The 18,512-nt window shown below is 66.8% G+C and carries 12 protein-coding genes; 2 read left to right on the forward strand and 10 right to left on the reverse strand.

Annotation, left to right across the window (positions count from 1 at the left end; translation table 11 throughout):
* Positions 1-101: 101 nt before the first annotated feature.
* The 8 genes from rluB to aroG all read right to left on the reverse strand — a co-directional run bounded on the left by rluB (position 102) and on the right by aroG (position 9,976).
* Positions 102-2,027: a 23S rRNA pseudouridine(2605) synthase RluB gene (gene rluB / locus AC56KZ_RS05790; RefSeq protein ID WP_497161217.1), complete on the reverse strand. Its 1,926-nt coding sequence runs from the start codon at positions 2,025-2,027 to the stop codon at positions 102-104.
* A complete protein-coding gene (scpB, locus tag AC56KZ_RS05795; RefSeq protein ID WP_497161166.1) occupies positions 2,014-2,760 on the reverse strand; it encodes an SMC-Scp complex subunit ScpB in 747 nt (248 codons plus the stop codon). The genes rluB and scpB overlap by 14 nt, the downstream gene beginning before the upstream one ends.
* Positions 2,761-3,149: 389 nt before the next feature.
* Positions 3,150-4,163, reverse strand: coding sequence for a glucokinase (locus tag AC56KZ_RS05800; protein WP_497161167.1), 1,014 nt, complete (start codon positions 4,161-4,163; stop codon positions 3,150-3,152).
* 132 nt (positions 4,164-4,295) lie between these two features.
* Positions 4,296-5,231 carry a VTT domain-containing protein gene (locus tag AC56KZ_RS05805; protein WP_497161168.1) on the reverse strand — a complete coding sequence of 312 codons (936 nt, stop codon included), beginning with the start codon at positions 5,229-5,231 and terminating at the stop codon, positions 4,296-4,298.
* Positions 5,232-5,276: 45 nt separating this feature from the next.
* The gene (locus tag AC56KZ_RS05810) at positions 5,277-6,971 is read right to left on the reverse strand and encodes an ABC transporter ATP-binding protein (RefSeq protein WP_497161169.1); all 1,695 of its coding nucleotides are present in this window, start codon (positions 6,969-6,971) and stop codon (positions 5,277-5,279) included.
* A complete protein-coding gene (locus AC56KZ_RS05815; protein WP_497161170.1) occupies positions 6,968-7,978 on the reverse strand; it encodes an ABC transporter permease in 1,011 nt (336 codons plus the stop codon). The genes AC56KZ_RS05810 and AC56KZ_RS05815 overlap by 4 nt, the downstream gene beginning before the upstream one ends.
* Positions 7,975-8,913: an ABC transporter permease gene (locus AC56KZ_RS05820; RefSeq protein WP_497161171.1), complete on the reverse strand. Its 939-nt coding sequence runs from the start codon at positions 8,911-8,913 to the stop codon at positions 7,975-7,977. Before AC56KZ_RS05820 ends, AC56KZ_RS05815 begins: the two co-directional genes overlap by 4 nt.
* Before the next feature lie 4 nt (positions 8,914-8,917).
* Positions 8,918-9,976, reverse strand: a complete 1,059-nt coding sequence (gene aroG / locus AC56KZ_RS05825; RefSeq protein WP_497161172.1) for a 3-deoxy-7-phosphoheptulonate synthase AroG — start codon at positions 9,974-9,976, stop codon at positions 8,918-8,920.
* A gap of 498 nt (positions 9,977-10,474) precedes the next feature.
* Here aroG and AC56KZ_RS05830 point away from each other — a divergent pair, with 498 nt between their 5' ends.
* Together AC56KZ_RS05830 and AC56KZ_RS05835 are read left to right on the forward strand one after the other, a co-directional pair.
* Positions 10,475-13,336, forward strand: coding sequence for a TonB-dependent receptor (locus tag AC56KZ_RS05830; protein ID WP_497161173.1), 2,862 nt, complete (start codon positions 10,475-10,477; stop codon positions 13,334-13,336).
* A gap of 96 nt (positions 13,337-13,432) precedes the next feature.
* The gene (locus tag AC56KZ_RS05835) at positions 13,433-16,099 is read left to right on the forward strand and encodes a TonB-dependent receptor (protein ID WP_497161174.1); all 2,667 of its coding nucleotides are present in this window, start codon (positions 13,433-13,435) and stop codon (positions 16,097-16,099) included.
* Between the two features lie 68 nt (positions 16,100-16,167).
* Here AC56KZ_RS05835 and tldD read toward each other — a convergent pair whose 3' ends face one another.
* The gene (tldD, locus tag AC56KZ_RS05840; protein WP_497161175.1) at positions 16,168-17,628 is read right to left on the reverse strand and encodes a metalloprotease TldD; all 1,461 of its coding nucleotides are present in this window, start codon (positions 17,626-17,628) and stop codon (positions 16,168-16,170) included.
* Positions 17,629-17,711: 83 nt separating this feature from the next.
* Positions 17,712-18,509: a carbon-nitrogen hydrolase family protein gene (locus AC56KZ_RS05845; protein ID WP_497161218.1), complete on the reverse strand. Its 798-nt coding sequence runs from the start codon at positions 18,507-18,509 to the stop codon at positions 17,712-17,714.
* Positions 18,510-18,512 lie beyond the last annotated feature (3 nt).

The following is an 18,512-nucleotide window of genomic DNA, read 5'->3' on the forward strand; positions in this document are numbered from 1 at the left end:
GCTGCAATCGCCATACCATTTTATGAGCAAGACAACAACGGCTGCGCACGCTACTGCAAAATTGACGACTATGCAACGAATGCGCGGCCCCCGCGTGATCGTCAACCCCGGCGGCCACGGCGCGGTGCGCCCGGTTCGGCGTTGCGCGGACCCTGGCCGCCGCGGCGGGCGCCGCCGGCGTTACCGAAGCCGAAGGTGGTCTGCAGCGGATCGGGCTGGCGCGGACGGCTGCTGCCGGCCGGGTTGCTGCCCGGACGGCCCGATGAGGCGCCGCCGGCGAAACCGCCCGGCTTGCCGCGTCCCTTGCCGCCAGCGCCACCGGCGCCGCGGCCGGCCGGGCCGCCATCGCCGCGCGGCGGCGCACCGACACGCGCCGCCTGCGGACCGAAGGGGTCGACATTGCGGTTGGCGTCGGCGCGGTCGATGCGGTTGCCGTCGGAGCGGCGCGGGTCGAGCTGGCCCTTGCCTCCACCCTTGCCGGCAGGAGCGGCGCCGGCGCCCTTCTTCTCGATGCCGAAAGCCGACATGAAGCTGCGCACGTCGTTTTCTTCCAGCTCTTCCCAGCGGCCGCGCTTCAGGCCGGACGGCAGCGTCATCGCGCCGTAGCGGGTACGGATCAGGCGCGAGACGGTCAGGCCGACCGCCTCGAACATGCGGCGCACTTCGCGGTTGCGGCCTTCGCCGATTACCACGCGGTACCACTTGTTGATGCCTTCGCCGCCGCCATCGACGACCTTGGTGAAGCTCGCCGTGCCGTCGTCGAGCTCGACGCCGGCCAGCAGCTTCTGGCGCATGCCTTCTTCGAGTTCGCCCAGCGTACGTACGGCGTATTCGCGGTCGATGTTGTAACGCGGGTGCATCAGGCGGTTGGCCAGGTCACCCGAGGTCGTGAACAGCAGCAGGCCCTCGGTATTGAAGTCGAGGCGGCCGACGGCCAGCCACTTGCCGGTCTTCATGGTCGGCAACCGGTCGAACACCGACGGACGGCCTTCCGGATCGTCATGGCTGACGATTTCGCCGGCCGGCTTGTGGTAGACCAGCACGCGCGGCGGCTTGCTGGTATTTACCTTGCGCTGGATGAGCTTGCCGTTGATGCGCACGGCGTCGGTCGGCAGGATGCGCTGGCCGATGTGGGCCGGCTCGCCATTCACCGACACGCGGCCGGCGACGATCAGGTCTTCCATGTCGCGGCGCGAACCGAGGCCCGCTTCGGCCAGCACCTTGTGCAGCTTGGGCGCGTCGTCGTCGGCGGTCAGGTCGCGGCGCACCTGTTTGGCCGCATGGCCGCGGCCGCCTTCATTGGCGTCGAAGTCGTCAGAGGTGACAAAGGAGAACACGGCATCGGCTTCCGTCGGCTTGCCGGCGCCCGGCCTGCCCGGCTGCTGGCGGCCATTCGGCTTGCCGCCCTTGCCCTGCTGGGGACGATTGCCTTGCTGGCCGCTCGGCTGCCCGTCACGCGGATTCTTTTGCTTGCCCCTGGCGTGGCGGCCTTCGCGGCGCTGCTCGCCCGTCGCCGGGAGGGAAGCACCCTCGCCCGCGTCGGCCGGCGCTGCGGCATGGGGCGCTTCCGGCAAGCCCTCGACCGGGGCTGGCTGGCGCGCTTCGCGCACGACGCGCTGTTCGCGCATCTGGCGCGGGCCGCGCGGCTTGCGCTGCCCGTGCTCCTGGCGCGCGCCCTCGGCCCTGGCCTCGGCATCAAGCGCCGGCGCGGCCGCAGCCGTCTCGCCTGCGGGAGCGGCTTCGGCGGCATGCCTGGCCGCGGCGGCAGGCCGGGCCTTGGCCGGACGCGGCTTGCGCGCGGCGGCTACGGGCGCGTCCGGGGCGTCGCCGGCGGAAGCGGGAGCGGGCGCGTCGGCGTCCGCCGCGGCGGCTTTGCCACGGCGCTTCGGCTTGGCCTCGGCGGGTGGCGCGCCGGCGTCGCCGCCGGCGGCGGGCTTGCTGCTGCGCTTCGGCTTGGCTTTCGCGGTCGCCGCGTCGTCCCTGCCCGGTTCGGCGGAAGTGGTCTCGGTGGTGTCAGTTGGATTCATCATTCGTTTCGTTGTTGTGCTGACCGGGTACCGAGCCAGAGGCCGGTTGCGGGTCATGAATCGGTACTTCAACGGGTGAAGTAACTTGTTCGTCGTCGGCAGGCGCGACAGCATCCGCCCCGCCAACATTCTGAAAATTCTGTTCCAGCGCCAGTTCCAGCGCTTCCAGGCTGCGCCCGTCCTGGGCGTCGGCAATACTGTCCAGGGGCGGCAGCTGGCTCAGCGAGGCCAGGCCCAGGTCGTCGAGAAAGGCCTTGGTCGTCCCCAGCAAAGCGGGCCGCCCGACCACTTCGCGGTGCCCGAGAACATCGATCCAGCCGCGGTCCTCGAGCATCTTGATCGTCTGCGAGTTCACCGCGACGCCGCGGATTTCCTCGATATCGCCGCGCGTCACCGGCTGGCGGTAAGCGATGATCGCCAGCGTCTCGAGCGTGGCGCGCGAATACTTCGGCGGCTTTTCCGGCGTGATGCGGTCCAGGTAAGGCTTCATCTCCGGCCGGCTCTGGAAACGCCAGCCCGACGCCAGGCTGACGATTTCGATGCCGCGGTCTTTCCAGTCGTGGCGCAATTCTTCCAGCAGCAACTTGATGGTGTCGAAGCCGACCACGGGTCCGGCCTGGCGGGCGCCGCCATCGACATCGACGAACAGCTTTTTCATGCCGTGCAGGGACAGCGGCTCGCGCGCGCACAGCAAGGCGGTCTCGAGGACCCGCTTGGCCTCATCAGTCTTCATGCTCGATGTCGTCAGGGTCGTGCCAAGAAAATAACAAACAAAAATCGCTCAACGAGCCGCGGCCGCCACGGACGGAAACGGCTGACCTTGAAGCGCGGGTACTGCTCGTTGAAACAGGAATCAGTGGCCCGCGCTTGGACGCGACGGGCGGAATACGATGGCGGGACAGGACCCGGCCACAAGGCTGCCCGCGTGTCAGGCGGGCTGCCGGTTGGTGGTTTTCAAGCGAAACGCGGGGCTCGGCATGTGGCTTGTGGCGTGGCTTCGAGGCGTAGCTCTGGGGCGCAGCATGACGGCAATCGACAGCGTTTCTTCCAACTGCGGCTCATTGTACCCGATAAAACACAGGAACGGCCATTTGCGCAAGGGGCTTGCGCAGCCGCGTCGGCTCAGGAGCCGAGTCTGTCCGCCAGGATTGCCGACACGCCAAGGAAGGCCGGATACTCGGCCGTGATGACATAGGTCGGCACCGCGGCCAGCCAGGGTTCGAAGCGGCCCTTCTGTTCGAAGCGGCGCCGGAACGGCGAGCTGGCGAAGCGTTCGCCCAGGCGGGGAACGATGCCGCCGCCGATATACACACCGCCCTGGGCGCCGAGCGTCACGGCCAGGTTGCCGGCAACGGTGCCGAGCATGCCGCAGAAGACGTCGAGCACCTGGCTCGACAAGGCGCATTCGCCGGCCAGCGCGCGCCGCGAAATCTCAGGGGCGCTCAAGGCCAGCGGCGCCAGCCCTTGCACATGCGACAGTGCGCGGTGGATCAGTTCGACGCCGGCGCCGGACAGGAAGCGTTCGGCCGACACGTGCTCGAACTCGCGCCAGGCGTATTGCAGGATCGCGACCTCGAGCTCATCGGCCGGGGAAAACGTCACGTGGCCGCCCTCGCCCGCCAGCGCGCTCCAGCTGCCGCCGGCCGGAACCAGGCCCGACACGCCAAGGCCGGTGCCCGCGCCGAGCAGGCCGAGCGGCGCGCCAGGACGCGCGCTGCCGGCGCCGACCTGGACTTTATCGCCATCGCGCAAATGCGGCAGCGCCCGCGCCAGCGCGTAGAAATCGTTGACCACCACCAGCGTCTCGAAACCGGCCTCGCGCTGCAGGGCCTCGATTGAAAACTGCCAGTGGTGATTCGTCATGCGCACCAGGTCGCCGTCGACCGGGTTGGCGATCGCGACCGCCGCATGCCCGACCTGCCCGATGGCGGCCACCGCCGGCATGGCCAGATAGGCGCGCATCGCGGCGGCCAGCGTCGGATGGTCGTCGCAAGCGAGCACCTGTACCTGTTCGACCCGTCCGGGCGCCAGCTCCAGCGCAAAGCGCGCATTCGTGCCGCCGATATCGGCAAGCAGGCGCGGTGCGTCATAAGGGGCAGTCGAGGAAGTGATGTTTGCAGGCAAAGAAGCAGTCATTGCAGGAGACGTGGCTGTGGATCGCCAAGCTTACTGGATTTCTTTACGGACTTACAAGAGGATTTTGTAGTTTAGCTACATCGGGTGGAGAGTAAATACGGCGCCCCTCCCCGTTGTGCACGAGTAGTCCGACTACGCCGACGATGCCTGCCCCGTCGCGCGATGCGCATGCCAGGCATCCAGCCCGCCTTGCAGGGGCCGCGCGCGGTAGAAGCCATTGGCGAGGAAAGTCCTTGCCACCTGCGCCGCCGTGACGTCGTTCGGGCACGAGCAATACACGACGATGTGGCGATCCTTGTCCAGTCCGGCCATCAGCTGTGCCGGTTCGCAATCGCTGTAGAGCAAGGCGCCGGCGATCGCCGAGTCGAGCTCCTGCGCCGTCGCGCTGCGTGCATCGATGACGAGGGGGTCGTGACCGCCATCGATCAGCGCCTGGAGCTCGAGCGTGCCGATGCGAGGCACTGCCAGGGTGGTGCGATGACGACGGCGCTCGACATATTTATAGAGGAGGAAGAGCCCGAGCGTAATGCCAAGCACGGCCAGGGCGGTGCCGCCCAGCGTTTCCAGGGTCAGCAGCACGCGGTCGACGCTGTCATGGAAGAGCGCGCCGAGGGCAAGACCCGTACCGCTCCAGAGCAGCGCGCCGGTGGCGGCGAAAGCGAAGAACACACGCGGCGGTGTGCCGAGCGCCCCCGACATCGGCGCGGCGATGGTGTTGAATCCGGGGATGAACTTCGACACCAGCAGCGACTTGGCGCCATAACGGCGAAAGCGGTCTTCAGTCTGGTTGACGCACGAATCGGGGGAAAGTGAGATACGGCACAGCAGGCGCAGCACGCGCTTGCCGTAGTAACGGCCGGCACAGAACCAGAACAGGTCGCAGATCAGGCAGGCCGTCACCGCGGCGAGCAGGCACAAGGGCCAGCTGACGCCGCCGTCGACCGACAGGGCGCCACCCACCACCAGGATCGGAAAGGCGGGAATCGGCAGCCCGAACTGCTCGACAAGGACGATGCCGAACACAATCAGCACACCGTAGGTCTGGAGCAGGTCGATAAACTGGGACATCGCGCCAGTGTAGTCCAAATCGCCGGATGCCACCGGCGGGCGACCTTATCGGCCGCCGGGTATCGCCGCCAGCAGCGCACGGGTGTAGGGGTGCTGCGGATTGCGGTACAGCTCGTCCGAATCGGCCAGCTCGACGACGCTGCCCTGGTGCATCACCATCACCTGGTCGGCGATGTATTTCACTACTGACAGATCGTGCGAAATGAAGATATAGCTCATCCCGTATTCCTCCTGCAGGTCTTGCAGCAGATTCAGGACCTGGGCCTGGACCGAGACGTCGAGCGCCGACACCGATTCGTCGCAGACGAGGATCTCGGGTTTCATGGTGAGGCAGCGCGCAATCGCGATACGCTGGCGCTGGCCGCCTGAAAATTCGTGCGGATAGCGGTGGAAAGCCGCTTGCGGCAAGCCGACGCGCCGCAACAGCTCGCAGGCCATCGCCACGCGCTCGCCGTCGCCGGCGCCGATCCGGTGGATCCGCATCGGCTCGAGAAGGATCTGCCCGACCGTGAAGCGCGGGTTGAGCGAAGCGTAAGGGTTCTGGAAAATGATCTGGATGCGCCGCTTGTAGTGATGGTAGTCGCGCTCGGACATGCTCAACAAGTCCTTGCCCTCGAACAGGACACTGCCGCCGGTGGCGCGGTGCAGCCGCAGCAGGGTCAGGCCGACGGTGGTCTTGCCCGAACCGGATTCGCCGACCACGCCCAGGGTCTTGCCGCGCGCCAGCGTAAACGACACGTCCTGCACCGCCTTGAACTCGCGCTTTCGGAACAGGCCGTCGCGCAGGTAAAAGCTTTTGGCGAGCTTGCGCACGACCAGCAGCGGTTCATCGCCGGGCGCGCTGCCGCGCGTGCGCTGGGGCATGCCGGCGGCCGGGGTGCCGCCATCGCCGCTGAGATAGTCATCGATCACCGGCAAGCGCATCGGGCGCTCATCCAGTTTTGGCCGGCAATGCAGCAGGGCCCGGGTATACGGATCGCGCGGGGCGCCGAACACCTGGTGCGCGCTGCCCTCCTCGCGCACCTCGCCATGGCGCATCACGATCACGCGGTCGGCGATCTCGGCAACCAGGGCGAGGTCGTGGGTAATGAACAGCACCGACATGCGGTGCTTCTTTTGCAGCGAGGCGATCAGCTCCATGATTTGCTTCTGAATCGTCACGTCGAGCGCCGTGGTGGGCTCGTCGGCGATGAGCAGCTTCGGCTCGCAGGCGATCGCCATCGCGATCATGACGCGCTGCTGCTGGCCGCCCGACATCTGGCTCGGATAGGCGTCGATTTTTTGCGCCGGGTCGGGAATGCCGACTTCTTCCAATAAGGCCAGGGTGCGCACGCGCGCTTCCCGCTTGCTCATCCCCATGTGCAAGCGCAGCACCTCGCCGATCTGGAAGCCCACCGTGAACACCGGATTGAGCGAGGACATCGGTTCCTGGAAAATCATGGCGATGTCCTTGCCGCACAGCGCACGGCGCGCGGCCGCAGGCAGGCGCAGCAGCTCGCGGCCCTCGAACAGCACGCTCGATCCCGGGTCCACGAGCGTGGTGTCCGGCGGCAGCAGGCCCATCACCGCAAGCGAGCTGACCGACTTGCCGCTGCCCGATTCGCCCACCAGTGCGACGGTGGCGTTGCGCGGCACGTCGAAGGAAACGCCGCGGATCGCCTCGGCCGTGTTCTTCCTGTCGATGCGGAAGGCAATCCGCAGGTTGCTGACCTGCAGCAGCATGTTCGGGTCTGGGCTCATTTTAATTTCGGATCGAGCGCATCGCGCAGGGCATCGGTAAACAGCGAAAAGGCGGTGACCAGCAGCGCCATCGCACCGGCGGCGGCGGCCAGCTGCCACCATTTGCCCAGGATCAGTTCATTCTGTGCTTCGTTGAGCATGCTGCCCCAGGACACGGTTCCGACCGGCACACCGAAACCGAGGAAGGACAGGATCACTTCGGCCTTGATGAAGCCGACCACCAGGATCGACAACTGCACCAGGGCCACGTGCGAGACATTCGGGAAAATGTGCGAGAACATCTTGCGCCAGTGCGAGGCGCCGATGGCGTCGGCCGCCATCACGTATTCGCGCGCCTTGTGCTTGATGTACTCGGCGCGGATCAGGCGGTAAGGCCCGGTCCAGCCGGTCAGGCCCAGGATCAGGACAATGGTCAGCACACCCTTTTGCTGGAGCACGGCGGCCACCGTCAGGATCATCAGGATCGACGGGATCGAGGTAAAAATGCTGTAGAACCAGTTGAACAGGTCATCCACCACGCCCCCGAAGTAGCCGGACAGGGCGCCGAACAGGGTGCCCAGCGCCACCGCGACGAAAGCCGCCACCAGTCCCACCACGATCGAGGTCTCGCCGCCTTTGATGGTTTTCTTGAGGACGTCGTGGCCCCATTTGTCGGCCCCGAAAGGCAGGGTCTGCGCTTTAGGGCGCGGCGGCGGCAATGCCCCGAGCTCGGCCTTCAGGGCGGCCAGTTCCGCCGCCAGCGGATCGAAGGCATTCGGGGGGCTTGGGCGCAGCGGCTGCGCCAGCGCGGCCAGGGCCGGATCGGCGCCGATGAAACCTGGCGGGGCGTAGGTGACGGCCACCTCCTCTTCCCAGTCGGCGGCCAGCAGGCCGCTACCAGAGAGCACCAGCATCGCCAGGAACAGCCCGACCACGCCCAGCGCCAGCATGGCGATGCGGTCGGCGCGCAGGCGGCGCCAGGCCAGCGTCCACAGGCCGGGCGACGCCAATTGGTTCGATGGGCTCATGTCAGTTGCACGCGTGGATCGACCGCCCGGTACAGCAGGTCGGCCAGCAGGTTGAACACCATCGTGGCGGCGGCCACGTAGACGGTAATGGCTTTGATCACGGGAAAATCGCTGCGCTCGACCGCCAGGATCACTTCGCGCCCGATGCCGGGAATGCCGAAGAAGCGTTCGAGGAGAAAGGCGCCGATCAGCAGCGCCGGCAGGTTGGCCATGACGTGGGTGATGATCGGGATCGCGGCATTTCGGAGCACGTGGACCCAGACGATGCGCCGCTCGCCCAGGCCCTTGGCGCGCGCGGTGCGCACGTAATCTGCGCCGACTTCGTCGAGCACGAAGCTGCGGTACAGGCGCAGGGTCGGCGCGATCGAGACCGCCAGCCCGATGATGATCGGCAGCAGTGCATAGCGCAGCAGGTTTTCGCCCAGGCTATTGCCCCAGCCCTGGACCGGAAACAGGCCGAGTTTATACGCAAAAAAATACTGGAAGACGATGATGTAGACCAGGATCGAAATCGACATGCCGACGGTGCAGGCCACCATCACGGCGCGGTCCGTGAGCGAACCGCGCACAAACGCGATCGCCAGCGCCAGCGCGATCCCGAAGACGGTCTCAAGCAGGGTCAACGGTATCAAAACGGTCAGCGACGGCCCCAGCCGACTGGCGATGATCTGCGCCACCGGCTCGCCCGTGCTCCAGGCGTTGCCGAAATCGGAAGTCAGGATCTGCTTGACGAAGATCCACAGCTGCACGCCGTAGGGCTGGTCGATGCCGAGCTGGGCGCGGATATTCGCGATCGCCGCCGCATCGGCCATCTTCCCCGCCAGCAGATAGGACGGATCGCCGCCGACCCAGTTAAACAGCAGGAACACCAGCAGGATCACCCCCGCCATGGTCGGCAGCATCTGCCACAGGCGCCGCAGGATATAGGCCGGCATGCCCCTAGTCCTGGCGCAGCCGGCGCTGGCGCACGGCCGCGGCCAGGCCGTCGAGCACGCCCACGCTGGCTTCCCAGTCGATGCAGCCGTCGGTGACCGACTGGCCATAAGTCAGTTCGGCGCCCGGCACCAGGTCCTGGCGCCCGCCCAGCAGGTGCGATTCGACCATCACGCCGACGATGCGCCCGTCGCCGCCCGCGACCTGGCCGGCGATGTCGGCGCAGACGGGTATCTGGTTCTCGGGCTTTTTCGAGCTGTTCGCATGCGAGGCGTCGATCATCAGGCGCGACGCCAGGCCGAGGGCGGCGATCTGGCGGCAGGCCTCGTCGACGCTGGCGGCGTCGAAGTTCGGCGTCTTGCCGCCACGCAGGATGATGTGGCAATCCTCGTTGCCGGCGGTCGACACGATCGCCGAATGCCCGCCCTTGGTCACCGACAGGAAATGGTGCGGCTGCGAAGACGCCTTGATCGCTTCCACCGCGATCCGGATGTTGCCGTCGGTGCCGTTCTTGAAGCCGACCGGGCAGGACAGGCCGGAAGCCAGTTCGCGGTGCACCTGCGACTCCGTGGTGCGGGCGCCGATCGCGCCCCAGCTGACCAGGTCGGCGATGTACTGGGGGCTGATCACGTCGAGGAATTCGGTGCCGGCGGGCAGGCCCATCTCGTTGACGTCGCGCAGCAGCTCGCGCGCCATGCGCAGGCCGTCGTTGATGCGGAAGCTGTTGTCCATGTAGGGGTCGTTGATCATCCCCTTCCAGCCGACCGTCGTGCGCGGCTTTTCGAAATACACCCGCATCACGATTTCGAGGTCGCCGGCCAGGCGGCGGCGCTCCCCGGCGAGGCGGCGCGCATATTCCATCGCCGCCTTCGGATCGTGGATCGAGCACGGGCCGATCACCACCATCAGGCGGTCGTCCTGGCCGTGCAGGATGCGGTGCAGCGCGATGCGCGCGGCGCTCGCCGTCTCGCCGGCAGCCGGTGTCACCGGAAACTCGCGGATCAGGTGCGAGGGCGGCGTCAGTTCCTTCATTTCGCGGATGCGTAGATCGTCGGTGCGGTGCATGCGGTACTCCGTTTGCTTGGGAAATAAAAAAACCGCCATCGCTGGCGGTTTTCGGTCTCTCGGTCTGGTCGCGCGCTGCGCGCTCGTTACGTAACCCCTGCCGCTATTCCACCGCCTGAAGGCCGGAATGGCGGAACCAAAAATAGCGGGTAAAGAACAATACGTTGCGCATGGGCGGATCCGGAGAAGGTCGAAACGACTATACCGCCAACCCGTGAAGATTGGCAAGCTCTTTGTCCCCCCCGGCGTTTTCCCATGTCCGCCGCATAAACACCGGTTTCGCAGCAAGCAGTTGCGTCAAACCGACAGCCCGCGCAGCGGAAGGCAGACGATTGACTGATATCACACGTCCCATTGTCAGCAATGCAAAAGTCTGGGCAAGCCCCCGTCCGGCCTGCGCACATATTTGTACTTGGTCAATTTCTTCTGCTCCAGTGTTTGAGCTGAGACCAAGCAGCAGTCCAGCAGACAGGGAATTTAATTTACTTGGAGTCGGACATGATTGAAACCCTGTTATCCAGATCGGTGCGCCGCATGTTCGCCGGGGGCGGCGCGATAGGACTGGCCCTGCTGTCCCAGCCCCAGGCCGTCGCGCAGGAAGCGGCCGAGCGGCCGGTTGCGCGTGTCGTCGTTACCGGCAGTAACATCCGCCGTGCCGAAGCCGAAACCGCCTCGTCGGTGCTGACCGTCAACCGCTCCGACATCGAGCGCTCGGGCAAGAGTACCGTGTCCGAGCTGCTGCAAACCCTGGCCGTGGACAACCAGGGCTCGGTCCCCACCTCGTTCAGCGGCGGCTTCGCCGCCGGCGCCTCGGGCATCTCGCTGCGCGGCCTGGGCACGGCTTCGACCCTGGTGCTGCTCAACGGGCGCCGCATGGCCCCCTACGGCCTGGCCGACGACGGCCAGAAAGTGTTTTCCGACCTGAACGTGATCCCGACCGACGCGGTGGACCGCATCGAGATCCTGAAGGACGGCGCTTCGGCCATCTACGGTTCCGACGCCATCGCCGGCGTCGTCAACATCATCCTGCGCCGCGATTTCAAGGGCACCACCGTGCGCGGCCACCTCGGCATCACCGAGGAATGGGACGGCGAAGAACAGAACCTTGCCATCACCCACGGCTTCGGCGACCTCGACGCAGATGGCCACAACGTGCTGCTCAATTTCGAGTTCAAGCGGCTCAACGACATCTGGCTGCGCGACCGCGCCGACCGCGACTACATCGGCCGCATCGACCTGCGCAACTGGGGCTTCTCGGCCCAGGAAGCGCTCGGCGGCACCGGCGCCATCACCGGGCCGAACGCCGCCGGCAGCGCCATCAACGGCAACGTGCGCAACCCGGCCACCAACAACTACTTCAACCGCGGCAGCCTCGATCCGGCCTCCGGCTTCACCCGCACCTTCCCCGGCGCGGCCTGCGCAAACTTCACCAGCCAGCCCCAGGGCGACCCCGGCGGCGGCTGCCTGATCGACTCGACGCTGGCCTACAACCAGATCCAGCCGGAACAGGAAAACTACAGCATCTTCGGGCGCGGCACCTTGCGCATCACGCCGGAGATGGAAGGCTACACCGAGCTGAACCTCTACAGCAGCAAGTCCGGTTCCTCGACCACGCCCAACAACGTCAGCGCCAACGTCGGCTTCCCCGGCGGCCCGGTCAGCAATGCGGGCGTGCAGTTCGGCCCGTCCCACCCCGACAACCCGTATTTCGGCACGGCCGCGCGCCTGCGCTACCTGGCCGGCGACGTCGGGCCGCGCAGGTCGAAGATCGACTCCTTTTTCGTGCGCGCGCTGGCCGGCGTGAAGGGCACCCTGCTCGGCTGGGAATACGATACCTCGCTGCTGTTTTCGCGCAGCACCGTCAGCAACGAACGCTACGGCTACCTGCAGCGCGACGTCACCTTCGCCATGCTCGACCCGAGCCCGCAAAACATCGCCGCCGCGCTCGGCACCAGCCCGGCCTATGCGGCGCTGCCGATCGGCACCGTCTGGCGCATCGCCGAAAACGCGGGCCTGAACAGTCCGGGGGTCTACGCGGCGATCGCCCCGATGATCTCGAACGATGCCCAGACCAAGATCATCCAGGGCGACGTCAAGGCCACGCGCGAATTCGGCAAGCTGGCCGGCGGCGCGATCGGGGTGGCGGTCGGCGCCGAATGGCGGCGCGAGGAAACCGAGCTCGAGCCCACCACGGGCACCGAGCGCGGCAACGTGATCGGCCTCGGCTATTCGGCCTACAGCGGCGCACGCAACGTGTTCACGCTGTACGGCGAAGCGCTGGCGCCGGTGCTGCCGGGCCTGGAGATTACCGGCGCCCTGCGCTGGGACCGCTTTACCGACGTCGGCGACGCCTGGACACCAAAAGCGGGAGTGAAATGGCAGCCGGCGCGCCAGCTGGCGCTGCGCGCCACCTTCGCGAAAGGCTTCCGCGCGCCGAGCGCGGCCGAAAACGGCGTGGGCGGCCTGGCGGCATTTTCCACCGCCGGCGACCCGCTGCGCTGCGGCCTGGGTGTCCAGGCCGCCTGTAACCCGGCGGCCGTGGCCCTGATCACCTCGCCCAACCAGAACCTCTCGCCCGAGCGTTCGAAGAGCTTCAACGTCGGCGTCATCTGGGACCCGCTGCCGCGCACCAGCATTTCGGTCGACCTCTGGCGGATCAAGCGCAGCAACGAGATCAACCAGGAGCTGGTCGACGCCGCCATTGCCGGCGGCCGCGTGGCGCGCGACCCCTCGACCGCCCAGCCGGGCATCGCGGGGGACCCGGGCGCGATCACGGCGGTGCTGACGAACTACGTCAACTCGGCCTCGACCGAGGTGCAGGGCCTGGACATCGACGCCCGCCACACGGTGCGCCTGCCTAACGGCTGGGGCAATATCCTGCTCGACGCGAAATGGACCTTCCTCGACAAGTGGGAGCGTACCGAACAGGACGGCAGTTCGCGCGACTTCGCCGGCACCCACGGCAACTGCGACGTCAGCAACTGCGTCGGCACCCCGGACCACCGTGCCAACCTGCGTGCGGCCTGGGACCGCGGCGACTGGCGCGTCGCGCTCAACGCCAACTACCGCGGGGCCATCGACAACACGCTGTTCAAGAACGATCCGGCGGGCTGCGCCAGCCATTTCGCCAATGGCAACGATGCCCCGACCGGCTGCGAACTGTCCTCGTTCACCAGCTTCGACCTGGTGGTGCGCTGGAAGCCGCGGCCCGGCTGGGAAGTGTTCGGCACGGTCGAAAACCTGTTCGACAAGGTCGCGCCGCTCGATCCCCTGACCTACGGCGCCCAGGCCTACAACCCGCTCGACTTCGCGGGTGCGGTAGGACGCAGCTTCACGCTCGGGGCGCGCTACACGTTCTGATGCGATACCGGCCGTCTCGGGCGCCCCAGCCAGGGACGGCCTCCCTGCTTGTCGAGCCGTACAGAGCAACCACATCATCGCTATCAGGAGCCGGAAATGAATGAAACATGTTTATCCCGTTCCGTGCGCCGGCTGTTCGGCGCCGCCGCCGGCCTGGGCCTGCTGGCCTGCCCATTTGCGCTGGCGCAGAACTCGGTCGGCCAGCCGATGGCGCGCGTCGAGGTGACGGGTTCGTCGATCAGGCGGATTGCTGCGGAAACCTCGCTGCCGATCACCACCATCCGCGCCGCCGACTTCGCCAAGCAGGGCCTGGCGACGGCGCAGGAGGTGCTGAACACCATTCCAATGAACCAGAGCTCGACCGTCAGTTCCTCCGCGGTCGGCGCCGGCACGGGCGGGGCCGCCGAGGCCGATCTGCGCGGCCTGGGCGGCGACAAGACGCTGGTGCTGCTCAATGGCCGGCGCCTGGCGAACCATCCCTACGAGGGGGCCACCGTCGACCTGAACATCATCCCGGTGGCGGCGCTGGAGCGGGTCGAAGTGCTGCGCGACGGCGCCTCGGCCATCTACGGCAGCGACGCCATCGGCGGCGTCGTCAACTTCATCACCAAGCGCTCGGTCAAGGGCGGCGCCCTCACCTTCGAGGGCTACGAGCCGCTGCGCCGCGGCGGCGGCAACGAGCAGCGGCTGAACCTGTCCGGCGGCCTGGGCGAGCTCGGCAGCGACGGCTGGAGCATGTGGGGCGTGCTCGACTATCACCAGCAGAGCGCGCTGCGCGCGACGGACCGCAGCTTCGCGCGCACCGGCGTGCGGCCCGATCGCGGCATGAACGAAGTCAGCCGGACTACCTTCCCGGCCAACTTCTTTTCCGACCTCGGCGTCGCCGGCAATCCGTATTACGCCAGCGGCTGCAGCGTGGCCGGTACTTCGCCCGACACCGCGCCGGCAACGGACGATCCTGTCTGCGAATTCGACTACACCCAGTATATCGACCTCATCCCCGAGACGCGCCAGTACAGCGCGATGGGCAAGTTCAACCGCCAGTTAAGCCCGGAGCACCTGGCCAGCCTTGAAGTCATGTGGAGCCGCAGCACCAATGAAGCAGGTGTAGCGCCGCCGCCCATGTCGAACCTGGGCATCACCATGACGGCCGCCAGCCCGTATTACCCCGGCAACGGCACGGTCCCCGCTTTTCCCGGCCTGAGCCGCGAAAACCTCGACATCAGCTGGCGCCCGCTCGAATCCGGGCGGCGCCTGAACTACGACAGCAGCCGCAGCGTCCGTGTGCAGGCCAGCCTGGAGGGCAGCCTGGCCGGATGGGACTACAACACCGGGATCTCGCACTCGCAGGGACGCGCGCGCAGCTCCTTCCGCGGCGGTTACCTGGTCGACCAGCGCATCATCGATGGGGTCGGCGCCGGCATCCTCAATCCCTTTGGCCCTCAGAGTCCTGCAGGCGCCGACTTCCTGGCCAATTCCCTGCTGCTGGGCGAATACGTGCATGCGCGCACTACCACCAGCGCGGTCGACGCGCGCGCCAGCCGCGAACTCATGGCGCTGCCCGCAGGTCCGCTGGGCTTTGCCCTGGGCGCCGAGTTCCGGCGCGACCGCGCCAAGTACTTCGTCAACCGCGACCTGGCCGGGCAGGCGTCCAGCTCGGGCTTCGCCGACGCCCAGGACCAGGCGGGCCAGCGCAGCATTGCCGCGCTCTTCGCCGAAGTCAACCTGCCGGTCATCAAGGACATGGAACTCAACTTCGCCGGCCGCTACGACCACTACAGCGACGTCGGCGACAGCTTCACGCCCAAGGTGTCGCTGCGCTACCAGCCGACGAAGCAGTTGCTGGTGCGCGGCTCCTTCAACAAGGGTTTCCGCGCTCCGACGCTGTTCGACCTGTATGGCCCGCAGTCGATCACCAACACGTCCGACAGCTATGACGATCCCCTGCTGTGCCCGGGTGGCGTGGCAGTCCCGGGCGCCAATCCGAACATCGTGTGCGGGCAGCAGCAGTTCGTACGCCTGGGCGGCAATCCGAATCTGCAGCCGGAGAAGTCCCGCACCTACAGCGCCGGCCTGGTGTTCGAACCGGTTCGCTCGCTGACGCTGTCGGCCGACTACTGGAACATCAGGCTCAAGGACCAGATCAGCGGACTGGCCGAGCAGACCATTTTCGGCAATTTTGCGCGCTATCGCGACCTGTTCGTGTACAACGCGAACGGAACGCGCCTGGACTACGTGATCGACATCACCGACAACCTGGGCGAAGTGCGTACCCGCGGGGTCGACCTGTCGCTGCTCTACCGCCTGCCGCGCAATCCGTTCGGCAACCTCAGCCTCAGCATCGACGGCACCTATATCGACAAGTACGAGTACCAGAACGAGCGCGGCGGCGCTTTCACCCAGAACGCCGGACGCTATGCCGACGCGACGCCGGTATTCCGCTGGCGTCACAACCTGCTGCTGACGCTGGTGCGCGGCGACTATGTGATCAACCTGGGCAACCGATACATGTCGCACTACGAGGACCAGAACACGGCGGTCGCGCCCGAGTTCGCCAACAAGGCGGGCCATTATTCGACCTGGTCGCTGTCGACGACGTATACCGGTAACAAACGTTTCGAGCTGACCGCGGGGATCAAGAACCTGTTCGACGAAGAGCCGCCATTTACCAACCAGGTCACCAATTTCCAGCTGGGCTACGACCCGCGCTACACGGACCCGCTGGGAACGACGGTGTACATGCGCTTGACGACCAAGTTCTGAGGAAGACGACTCACACATAAAAAATGCCCGGCAGCGCCGGGCATCCGTTTTCATTAGAACGGCGACGATTACGCCGTGCCGCCCACGGTCACGCCATCGATGCGCAGCGTCGGCTGGCCGACGCCGACCGGCACGCTCTGGCCTTCCTTGCCGCACACGCCGACGCCGGCGTCGAGGGCCATGTCGTTGCCGATCATCGAGATGCGGTTCATGACCTCGGGGCCGTTGCCGATCAGGGTGGCGCCCTTCACCGGATAGGTGATCTTGCCGTCCTCGATCATGTAAGCCTCGCTTGCCGAGAACACGAACTTGCCGTTGGTGATGTCGACCTGGCCGCCGCCGAAATTCACTGCGTACAGGCCATTTTTCACCGAAGCCAGGATCTCGGCCGGGTCCTTGTCGCCGGCCAGCATGTAGGTATTCGTCATGCGCGGCATCGGCAGGTGCGCGAAGGATTCGCGGCGGGCGTTGCCGGTGATCGGCATCTTCATCAGGCGCGCGTTCATCGTGTCCTGGATATAGCCTTTCAGGATGCCGTCCTCGATCAGCGTCGTGCACTGGGTCGGGTTGCCTTCGTCGTCCATGTTGAGCGAACCGCGGCGGTCCTGCAGGGTGCCGTCGTCGACCACGGTGACGCCCTTGGCGGCGACGCGCTGGCCGATCATGCCGGCATACGACGACGAGCCCTTGCGGTTGAAGTCGCCTTCCAGGCCGTGGCCGACCGCTTCGTGCAGCAGCACGCCGGGCCAGCCCGGTCCGAGCACGATCGTCATCGGGCCGGCCGGGGCCGGGCGGGCATCGAGGTTGACCAGGGCCGACTTGACCGCCTCGTCCGCGTATTTCTCGAGGATGGCGTCGTCGAAATAGCCGTAATCGAAGCGCCCGCCGCCGCCGGAAGAACCGGTTTCGCGCCGCCCGTCCTGCTCGGCAATGACGGTCACCGACACGCGCACCAGCGGGCGGATGTCGGCCGCCAGCACGCCGTCGCTGCGCACCACCAGCACCACGTCGTATTCGCCGGCCAGGCCCGCCATCACCTGCACCACGCGCGGGTCTTTCGCACGCGCCATCTTTTCGACGCGCTCGAGCAATTTGACCTTGGCGGTGGCGTCCAGCGAGGCCAGCGGGTCGCGGGGAAGGTAGAGCGAGCGCCCGCCGGTCGGCTGGGTGCGGGCCGCCACCTTCACGCGGCCGGCGCCGGCGCGCGCGATGGTGCGCGTCGCCGCCGCCGCGTCCAGCAGGGCGATCTCGGAGATTTCGTCGGAATAGGCGAAAGCGGTCTTGTCGCCGGAGATGGCGCGCACGCCGACACCCTGGTCGATCGAGAAGCTGCCGGTCTTGACGATGCCCTCTTCCAGGCTCCAGCCTTCGCTCTTGGTGAACTGGAAATACAGGTCGGCATAGTCGACCTTGTGGGTAAACATCGTTCCGAGCGTGCGCAGCAGCTTGCCTTCATCGAGGCCAAACGGCGTCAGCAGCACGTCGCGGGCGACGGCCAGGGAAGAAAGATTCGGTTCGAATGGGATCATTTTACGTAGAGAGCTCGTGTGGGTTGAGGCATTGTGCCATATCCGTTCCGATCCTACCGGGGCGGACGCCGGCGGCCGTCGCCTTACATCGTACGATGCCGCAAGGCCGGCAAGCTCTCGCGCACGCCGGCCATGAACGCGGCGTCGATCTCGCCGACCACCACACCTTCGCCCTCAGGCAAGACCGCCTTGACCTCGCCCCATGGATCGACCAGCATGCTGTGGCCGAAGGTGCGGCGCCCGTTGGCATGCAGTCCGCCCTGGGCCGCGGCCAGCACATAGCACTGGTTTTCGATGGCGCGGGCGCGCAGCAGCACTTCCCAGTGGGCGCGGCCGGTGGTGTGCGTGAAGGCGGCCGGCACCACCATCAGGGCGCATTCGCCCATCGCCCGAAACAGTTCCGGGAAGCGCAGGTCGTAACAGATCGACAGGCCTACCCGGCCGAAAGGCGCCTCGAAGCTGCCGACCGAGGCGCCCGGCACGATGGTGCGCGCCTCGTCGTAGGATTCGGCGCCCTTGTTGAAGCCGAACAGGTGGATCTTGTCGTAGCGGCCGATCGCCAGGCCGTCCGGGTCGTACACCAGCGTGGTGTTGAGCACGCGGCCGGCGTCGCCCGAGACCAGCGGCAAGGTGCCGCCGATCAGCCAGATGCCATGTTCGCGGGCCAGACCTGCCAGGCAGTCCTGGATCGGCCCCGCCCCGGCCTGCTCGGCGTGCGCGACCTTGTCGGTGTCGCTCAATCCCATGATCGGCCAGTATTCGGGCAGCGTCACGAGCGTGGCGCCGCCGGCTGCGGCCTCGGCCACCAGGCGGCGCGCGCTGGCAAGGTTGTCGGCGACGACCGGGGTCGACACCATCTGGATCGCGGCGACGCGGCTCATCTC

The organism is Telluria sp. LT2P34 (genome assembly GCF_059685915.1).

What these genes read in the sequence shown, in the direction of transcription:
- tldD (WP_497161175.1), bottom strand. Translation starts at nt 17,628, where the DNA reads ATGATCCCATTCGAACCGAATCTTTCTTCCCTGGCCGTCGCCCGCGAC.
- AC56KZ_RS05830 (WP_497161173.1), top strand. Translation starts at nt 10,475, where the DNA reads ATGATTGAAACCCTGTTATCCAGATCGGTGCGCCGCATGTTCGCCGGG.
- AC56KZ_RS05815 (WP_497161170.1), bottom strand. Translation starts at nt 7,978, where the DNA reads ATGAGCCCATCGAACCAATTGGCGTCGCCCGGCCTGTGGACGCTGGCC.
- AC56KZ_RS05845 (WP_497161218.1), bottom strand. Translation starts at nt 18,509, where the DNA reads ATGAGCCGCGTCGCCGCGATCCAGATGGTGTCGACCCCGGTCGTCGCC.
- rluB (WP_497161217.1), bottom strand. Translation starts at nt 2,027, where the DNA reads ATGAATCCAACTGACACCACCGAGACCACTTCCGCCGAACCGGGCAGG.
- scpB (WP_497161166.1), bottom strand. Translation starts at nt 2,760, where the DNA reads ATGAAGACTGATGAGGCCAAGCGGGTCCTCGAGACCGCCTTGCTGTGC.
- AC56KZ_RS05835 (WP_497161174.1), top strand. Translation starts at nt 13,433, where the DNA reads ATGAATGAAACATGTTTATCCCGTTCCGTGCGCCGGCTGTTCGGCGCC.
- AC56KZ_RS05800 (WP_497161167.1), bottom strand. Translation starts at nt 4,163, where the DNA reads ATGACTGCTTCTTTGCCTGCAAACATCACTTCCTCGACTGCCCCTTAT.
- AC56KZ_RS05820 (WP_497161171.1), bottom strand. Translation starts at nt 8,913, where the DNA reads ATGCCGGCCTATATCCTGCGGCGCCTGTGGCAGATGCTGCCGACCATG.
- AC56KZ_RS05810 (WP_497161169.1), bottom strand. Translation starts at nt 6,971, where the DNA reads ATGAGCCCAGACCCGAACATGCTGCTGCAGGTCAGCAACCTGCGGATT.
- AC56KZ_RS05805 (WP_497161168.1), bottom strand. Translation starts at nt 5,231, where the DNA reads ATGTCCCAGTTTATCGACCTGCTCCAGACCTACGGTGTGCTGATTGTG.
- aroG (WP_497161172.1), bottom strand. Translation starts at nt 9,976, where the DNA reads ATGCACCGCACCGACGATCTACGCATCCGCGAAATGAAGGAACTGACG.